1 protein-coding gene is annotated in these 245 nt (G+C 61.6%); it reads left to right on the top strand.

What is annotated here, in order from left to right; genetic code table 11:
• The coding region (locus tag KVT38_RS33995) for a baseplate J/gp47 family protein (protein WP_217598116.1) at window positions 1-245 on the top strand (245 nt) is incomplete at both ends.

The following is a 245-nucleotide window of genomic DNA, read 5'->3' as shown; positions in this document are numbered from 1 at the left end:
CACGCGGTAAAGGTCGACGAGATGCCCTTCAGCCGACAGACGACGCCGAAGCCGAGCCGCGGATTTTTGCAGACAGTCGACCGCCATTTGGACGAACGCCGGCTGATCGGGACCGAGGTACACGTGATCGCCCCCGAATATATTAAGGTGACCGTTCACGCGGTCATCGCCGCCGAACCCCAGTTCGCCCTCGAGACGAAGCGGATCTCCGCCGTTTTGAACGAGCTGCTCAGTCCTTCGGGAGG

Source organism: Cohnella sp. GbtcB17 (genome assembly GCF_019091135.1).
In the GTDB taxonomy this organism is placed as follows: domain Bacteria; phylum Bacillota; class Bacilli; order Paenibacillales; family Paenibacillaceae; genus Cohnella.
This window is presented reverse-complemented; position numbering and strand designations above follow the sequence as displayed.